Source organism: Catellatospora sp. NPDC049111 (genome assembly GCF_040648615.1).
Classification (GTDB): domain Bacteria; phylum Actinomycetota; class Actinomycetes; order Mycobacteriales; family Micromonosporaceae; genus Catellatospora; species Catellatospora aurea.
In genome coordinates this window covers 23615-29753 of sequence record NZ_JBEZEB010000070.1, presented here as the reverse complement: position 1 = coordinate 29753, position 6139 = coordinate 23615, and the positions used below count along the sequence as shown (strand labels likewise).

At 72.4% G+C, this 6139-nt stretch carries 6 protein-coding genes; 3 read left to right on the top strand and 3 right to left on the bottom strand.

Features of this window, described 5'->3' with window-relative positions; all coding sequences use genetic code 11:
* The first annotated feature begins 147 nt into the window (after window positions 1-147).
* From AB0B66_RS42595 to AB0B66_RS42585, 3 genes are all read left to right on the top strand, one after another.
* Window positions 148-909 carry an SDR family oxidoreductase gene (locus AB0B66_RS42595; protein ID WP_360541161.1) on the top strand — a complete coding sequence of 254 codons (762 nt, stop codon included), beginning with the start codon at window positions 148-150 and terminating at the stop codon, window positions 907-909.
* A gap of 16 nt (window positions 910-925) precedes the next feature.
* Complete coding sequence (locus tag AB0B66_RS42590) at window positions 926-1555, top strand: cysteine hydrolase (protein WP_360541159.1); 630 nt, start codon at window positions 926-928, stop codon at window positions 1553-1555.
* A gap of 77 nt (window positions 1556-1632) precedes the next feature.
* Window positions 1633-2877, top strand: a complete 1245-nt coding sequence (locus AB0B66_RS42585; protein ID WP_360541157.1) for a WD40 repeat domain-containing protein — start codon at window positions 1633-1635, stop codon at window positions 2875-2877.
* A gap of 121 nt (window positions 2878-2998) precedes the next feature.
* Here AB0B66_RS42585 and AB0B66_RS42580 read toward each other — a convergent pair whose 3' ends face one another.
* The 3 genes from AB0B66_RS42580 to AB0B66_RS42570 form a co-directional block, all read right to left on the bottom strand.
* The gene (locus AB0B66_RS42580; protein WP_360541155.1) at window positions 2999-5146 is read right to left on the bottom strand and encodes a hypothetical protein; all 2148 of its coding nucleotides are present in this window, start codon (window positions 5144-5146) and stop codon (window positions 2999-3001) included.
* A 106-nt stretch (window positions 5147-5252) separates the two neighbouring features.
* Window positions 5253-5723 (bottom strand): YdeI/OmpD-associated family protein, encoded by a 471-nt coding sequence (locus AB0B66_RS42575; protein ID WP_360541153.1) that lies wholly within the window; start codon window positions 5721-5723, stop codon window positions 5253-5255.
* A gap of 79 nt (window positions 5724-5802) precedes the next feature.
* Window positions 5803-6072: a GlsB/YeaQ/YmgE family stress response membrane protein gene (locus AB0B66_RS42570; RefSeq protein ID WP_360541151.1), complete on the bottom strand. Its 270-nt coding sequence runs from the start codon at window positions 6070-6072 to the stop codon at window positions 5803-5805.
* Window positions 6073-6139: the final 67 nt, after the last annotated feature.

Sequence of the window (6139 nt, the reverse complement as noted above, 5' to 3'; positions counted from 1 at the left end):
GCGGGGCGCCCCCCATTTTTTAAATAAACCCTCCCCCGGCGGGGGGCCCCCCCCCCCCCCCCCTTTCGCCCCCGCGCGGCCCCCCCCCCGGTCCACCGGGCGTGCGCACGGCGACTCATGAGCACGCCGCAAGGAGCTGACATCGTCATGCCATCAACCGACCTCTCCTTCGCCGACCGGGTCGTCATCGTCACCGGGGCGGGATCGGGCATCGGCCGCGCCACGGCGCTCGCCTTCGCCGAGCACGGCGCGTCTGTGCTCGGCGTCGGACGCCGCGCGCAGGCCCTGGAAGAGACGGCCCGCCAACATCCCGGCGTCGTGCCGCTGGCGATCGACGTGCGCGCCCCGCACGCCGCCGACACCGTCGCCGCGGCCGCCGCCGACCGGTGGGGACGGATCGACGTGCTGGTCAACAACGCGGGCATCACCGCGCTGATGCCGCTGGCGCAGGCGACCGCGGAGAGCATCACCGACCTGTTCGAGGTCAACGTCACCGCGCCGAGCCTGCTCGCCCGTGCCGCCCTGCACCAGCTGCGGGAACACCGCGGGTCGATCGTCAACGTCTCCAGCACGTACGGGCGGCGGCCGCTGGCGGGCGCGTCCCACTACGCCGCGACCAAGGCCGCCGTGGAGCAGCTCACCCGCAGCTGGGCGCTGGAGCTGGCGGCCGACGGCATCCGCGTCAACGCCGTCGCCCCCGGGCCCACCGAGAGCGAGGCGCTCGGCGCGGCCGGGCTGTCCCCCGAGATGCTCGCCCGGATCAAGCAGCAGGAGGCCGACACCATCCCGCTCGGCCGCCGGGGCGAGCCGCACGAGGTCGCCACGTGGATCCTGCGGCTGGCCGACCCGAACGCGGTCTGGCTCACCGGACAGATCCTCGCGGTCGACGGCGGCCTGGAACTCGTCTGAGCGCACTGGAGGGATCATGCCTGGCGACGACTACACACCGGGACGCTGCGGGCTGCTGCTCATCGACACCGTCAACGAGGTGTTCGACCCCGGCGGCAAGGGCTACCCGCTGTACCAGGCCGAGTTCGAGCGGATCGGCACCTTCGGCAACCTGCGCCGGCTGCTGGCCGGGGTCCGGGACCGCGGCGTGCCGGTGTTCTTCTCGGGGATGTCCTACACCGAGCAGGAGTACGCGAGCTGGGGCCGCCTGACCGGCATCCACCGGGCGATGTTCGACAACCGGCTGTTCGAGGCCGGCAGCTGGAACACCGAGTTCCATCCCGACCTGTCGCCGGGCCCCGGTGAGGTCGCGCTCGCGCCGCACAAGAACATCGACGTGTTCGCCAGCACCGACCTCGACGCGCAGCTGCGCCACCACGGCGTGGAGTTCTTCGCCGTCGCCGGGATGATCGGCTCGATGTGCGTCGAGTCGACCGCCCGCAGCGCGATGGAACGCGGCTACCACGTGACGACCATTCCCGACGCCACCGCCTCCGACGCCGGTCCGGCCGCGTACGACGCCATGGTGGCGCGGTATCCGCTGTTCTCGCACGCGACGCTCACCGTCGACGAGTACCTGCGGGCGCTCGACGCGGCCCGCCGCTGACCCGGGCCCGTCCGGGCGCGGTGATACGGTCCGTGCCGCAGCGCGGCGGCAGTCCCGCGCCGGACGGCGGAGGCGGCATGGACGACGCGACCACACTGGACACGTTGCTGTCCGGTGAACCCTCGACCGAGGCATGGGCGCGGGCCGTGCCGCTGCTCGAACGCGCGTCCGCCGACGTCCTGACTGAGGTGGCCGGGCGGTTGCTCGACTGGCCCGCGCGGTGCAGGCCGATGCCCGACCACTGGTGGGACGAGCAGCGCGCCGGGCGGCACCGGCCCTGGCACCGAACGGCGGCCTGGCGCGAACTCGGCGACCTCGACCATGTGCAGACCGGCGGTTCCCCGCGGTTCCCTGCCGAAGTCGACGACTTCGCGAGCTTCGGCGAGGGGGCTGTGTCGGTGGCCTGCCCACCCGACCCGGCCTGGCTGGTGCTGGGTGCGGCGGCCGAGTGGCACCACAACGGCGGCGACATCGTGGTCTGGGGCACCGGCCCACAGGTTCCCAGCCGGATGCTCCTCGACGGCAGCGCTTTCCATGACGAGGCGCTGGACGTGCAGGTGAGCCCGGACGGCTCGGTCGCGGTCGCGTCGGTCGAGGGCCGCCTGCACGCCTGGCGGACCCCTGCCGACGACGAGCTGTGGCAGCTCGACCTCGGTCCGGCACAGGAGTCCGTCGACAGCTTCGACATGGTCGGCATGACGACCCGGATCGGCTTCAGTGGCGACGGCCGCCGCGTCGCGGCCGGATCCGTGGCCCGCGGGCTGCGCGTGATCGACACGGCGACCGGGCACGTCCTGCTCACGCAGGAGGTCGCCGACTGCGGCCCGGTGGCCCTCGACCACGCGGGCCGGCTGCTGGCCCATGCCGGCGAAGCAGGCGCGATCGTGGTACGCGACACCGCCTCCGGCGCGTTCACCAGCCACGACACGGGGCTGTCGACGGTGAACGCGGTGGCGTTCGCGGCGGACGGCAGCGGGCTGCTGGTCGCCGGCAGCGCCGCGACGGAGGACGCGGTGGCCGCGGCGCTGCTCACCTTCGACGGGGACCGGGTCGTCGAGAGCCGGCTCATCCGGCCGGAGGGCCTGCCGCAGGACATGTCCGCGCGGTCGCCGCTGGCCGCGATATGCACCCGCTGCGTGTGGGGCGGGCACGGCCCCCTGGTCCTCGCCGTCGACGACGGCTTCGCGGTGCTGTTCGACGACCGCGGCCGTCTCCTGTGGACCGAGCCCGGCCAGGTCGCCGGGGGCTTCTCCCCCACCGGCGAAGTGCTGACGCTCGTCGGTGACACCGTGACCGCGGTGTTCCTCGACGGGCTCCGGTGACGCGAGGCGGCCACGGTCCGGATCGACAGCGAGCTGTCGAGCACTCCGAACCGTGGCCGCCTGCCGGGGGTGGCGGGACACCCGCGCCACCCCCGGTCACCGACCAGCCGTCAGCCGATCGTCAGTTCTTCTTCCACACGAAGAACCGGATGGTGCTGGTGTTGTTGTCCGGGTTCGGGTCCGGCGTGGTGCTGGACACCGTGGCGGTGTTGACCAGCTCGCCCTCGGCGCGCACCTTCAGCTTGATCGGGAAGACGAGCGTGCCGCCCGCCGCCAGGCTGTCGGCCGTACACGTGATGACGTGGTCCTGGCCCGAGTCGTAGGTGCAGGCGGACGGCAGCGACTCCACCCCGACCTTGTCGGGACGCAGCGGCAGCGAGTCGAGCACCGTGATGTTCTGCGCGTCCGACGGGCCGAGGTTGCGGACCGTCAGCGTGAGCACCACGATCGTGCCCTTGTCCTTGTCCTTCTTGTCGCTGAGCGCGGCCGCCTCCTGCTGCCAGGTCTGCGTGGCCGCGGCCTCGATGGCGAGGTCCGCGGAGGTCTCCACCGCGGTCGTCGTGGTGAACGTGTTGTTGCCGGTGTTCGGGTCGGGGGTCGGCGAGGACACCACCACCGTGTTGGTCAGCGTGCCGTCCGGCACGTCGGCACCGACCGCCACCGTCAGCGTGAACTGCCGCTCCCCCTGCGGGAACGTGCCGAGCGCGCAGACCACCTCACCGGGCTCGTCCGCGGTGCACACGGCGTCGCCGCTGCTGCTCACGAACGTCGTGCCGGCCGGCAGCGTGTCGGTCACCACGACCGCCTGCGCGTCCGACGGGCCCGCGTTGGCGACGGTGACGGTGTACTTCAGCTCGTTGCCCGCGGTCACCGGGTCCGGCGTGCCGGACTTGGTCACCGACAGGTCGGCCGAAGCGGTCACCTCGGTCGGCACGCTCGCGCGCACGTCGCTGTTGTCCGGGTCGGCGGTCGCGCCGGACACGATGGCCTCGTTGAACAGGATCGTGCCGGGCACCAGGTCAGCGGCGACGTGGCCGACAACCGTGATGGTCGCGCTCGCGCCGCTGGCGAGGTTGCCCAGCCCGCACTCCAGCCGGCCGCCGTTGGGCTGCCCGTTGGTGCAGGAGCCGACCGAGGGCGACACCGACACGAAGGTGACCCCGGCCGGCATGGTGTCGCGCACGACCACGTCACGGGCCGTCGACGGACCGCTGTTGGTCACCGTGATCAGGTATTCGAGGTCGGTGCCCGCGTCGGCGGTCGCGTCGCCGGTCTTCGTCAGGCTCAGATCCGCCGAGCCGACGAAGTCCACGCGGCCGGTCGCCTGGTTGTTGCCCTTCTCCGGGTCGGCGGTCGTGCTGCGTACCGTGGCGACGTCGTTGATCTGGGCCACGTCCGCCGCCGTCACGACGACCCGCACGACGCCCCGCGTGCCGGCCGGGACCGTGCCCAGCGTGCAGTTGAGGGTGAGGTCGCGGATCGGCCCCGTCGGGGTCGCCGAGCAGGTCCCCGGGCTCACCCGCACCCGGGACACCTCGAACGGCGCCGCCGAGGTGAGCACGTCGGTCAGCGTCACGTTCTGGGCGTCCGACGGGCCGAGGTTGTCGACGTAGATGTCGCAATAGCCCTCGGTGTCGGCGGGGGCGGGCTCGTCGGGCTTGCACACCTTGGTGACCGACAGGTCGGCGGCGGTGGCGACGCGGGTCGTGACGGTCGCGGTGCTGTCCGTCTCGTCCTGCGGGCTGGTGACGGTGGCCGTGTTGGTGAGCGTGAGGCCGGTGAAGCTCGCGGGGACGCGGACCTGGATGACGAGCTGGATCGTCTGGCCGGTGGCCATCGGGCCTAGGCCGCAGGTCAGCGTGCCCGCGTTGTTCTGGCACGGGATCGAGCTGGCCAGGAACTCCACGCCCGCGGGCAGCACGTCCGTGACGCCTACCCGGAGCGCGGGGGCCCCGCTGTTGGTGACGGTGATCGTGTAAGTGATCTCCTCACCGGCGAGGACCGTTTCCGGCGTACCCACCTTCGTGATGGCCAGGTCGGCCAGTTGCGCCCGGGCGACGGCGCGCGTGGTGCCCGCGCCCTTGCTGATGATGGTCGTCGCGTGCGGCAGGCCGCGTACCGGCACGGACCGGTCGACTCCCGCCTGCTGGTTCGCGACCGCGCGACCTGTCGGGCCGGCGCCCGACGCGGCCGCTGGTGCGGCGAGCACCGCGAGTCCGCCGGCCATGGCCAGCGCGACGTGCGCGGTGATGAGACGTCTACGAGACAACGGTGTCCCCCTGTCCTGGTTGATCTGGGTGCGTCACCCAATTCATCAACGCGCCAGGGTTACTTTGCGTAAGGGGTTGACTACTTTATGAAGCCGAATGGCGGCCCTATGCCGACGGTCGTTCCTTGCGGCCGGCTTCGAGCAGCTCGATCATCTCGGCGATCCGCTGCGGGCGCTGCTCCGGCCGGCGTTTGGTGGCGTCGATCCAGCGCAGGTAGGCCTTGCGGTAGAACTGGGCCAGCGAGTCGAAGAACGCCCCGGCCGCCGGATGGGCGTCGAGCGCCGCCGCCACGTCCTCGGCGAGGTCCGCCCGCTGCGGACCTTCGGCCACCAGCTCGACCGGCACCGTCGTGCCGGCCTGGACCCCGCAGTCGCGCTGCCACGCCGGGCCGAGCGTGAAGCCGAAGCCGCCGCCGAATGCCTCCACGACCCCTCGCACGCGCACGCCGCCGACGGTGCCGGCCACATGATGGCGCGGTTTGGCTCCCCACACGGTGTCCGGATCGAACGGCACCGGGATCACGACCCCGCCCCGGGCGGCCGAGCCGACCAGCGCGTCGAAACGAACAGGTTCCACAGCACCCGATCCTCCCACCCGGGCACAGAAAACGGGCCCCGGACGATCGCCGTCCGGGGCCCGCGCAACGCCGTGGTGGTCATACCGTGCCGCGGCCTCGCACGCCGGCGATCAGCGCCACGCCGAGGGCGGCCAGGCCGACCTGGAAGACGAGTTCGATCCAGTCGATGCCGTCCGTGACGGCGACGCCGACGGCCTGCGCGATCGCGGTGCCGATGATGGCGGCGACGATGCCGACCACAATGGTCAGCCAGATCGGCAGGCTCTGCCGGCCGGGCACGACCAGGCGGCCGAGCGCGCCGATGACGAGGCCGACGATGATGGCCGAGATGATACCGGCGACGGTCATGGTGTGCTCCTCTATGCGTGAGTCGGGGGTTGCTCCGCGTCACTTGGCTGCCCCGATCGCCGCCGCG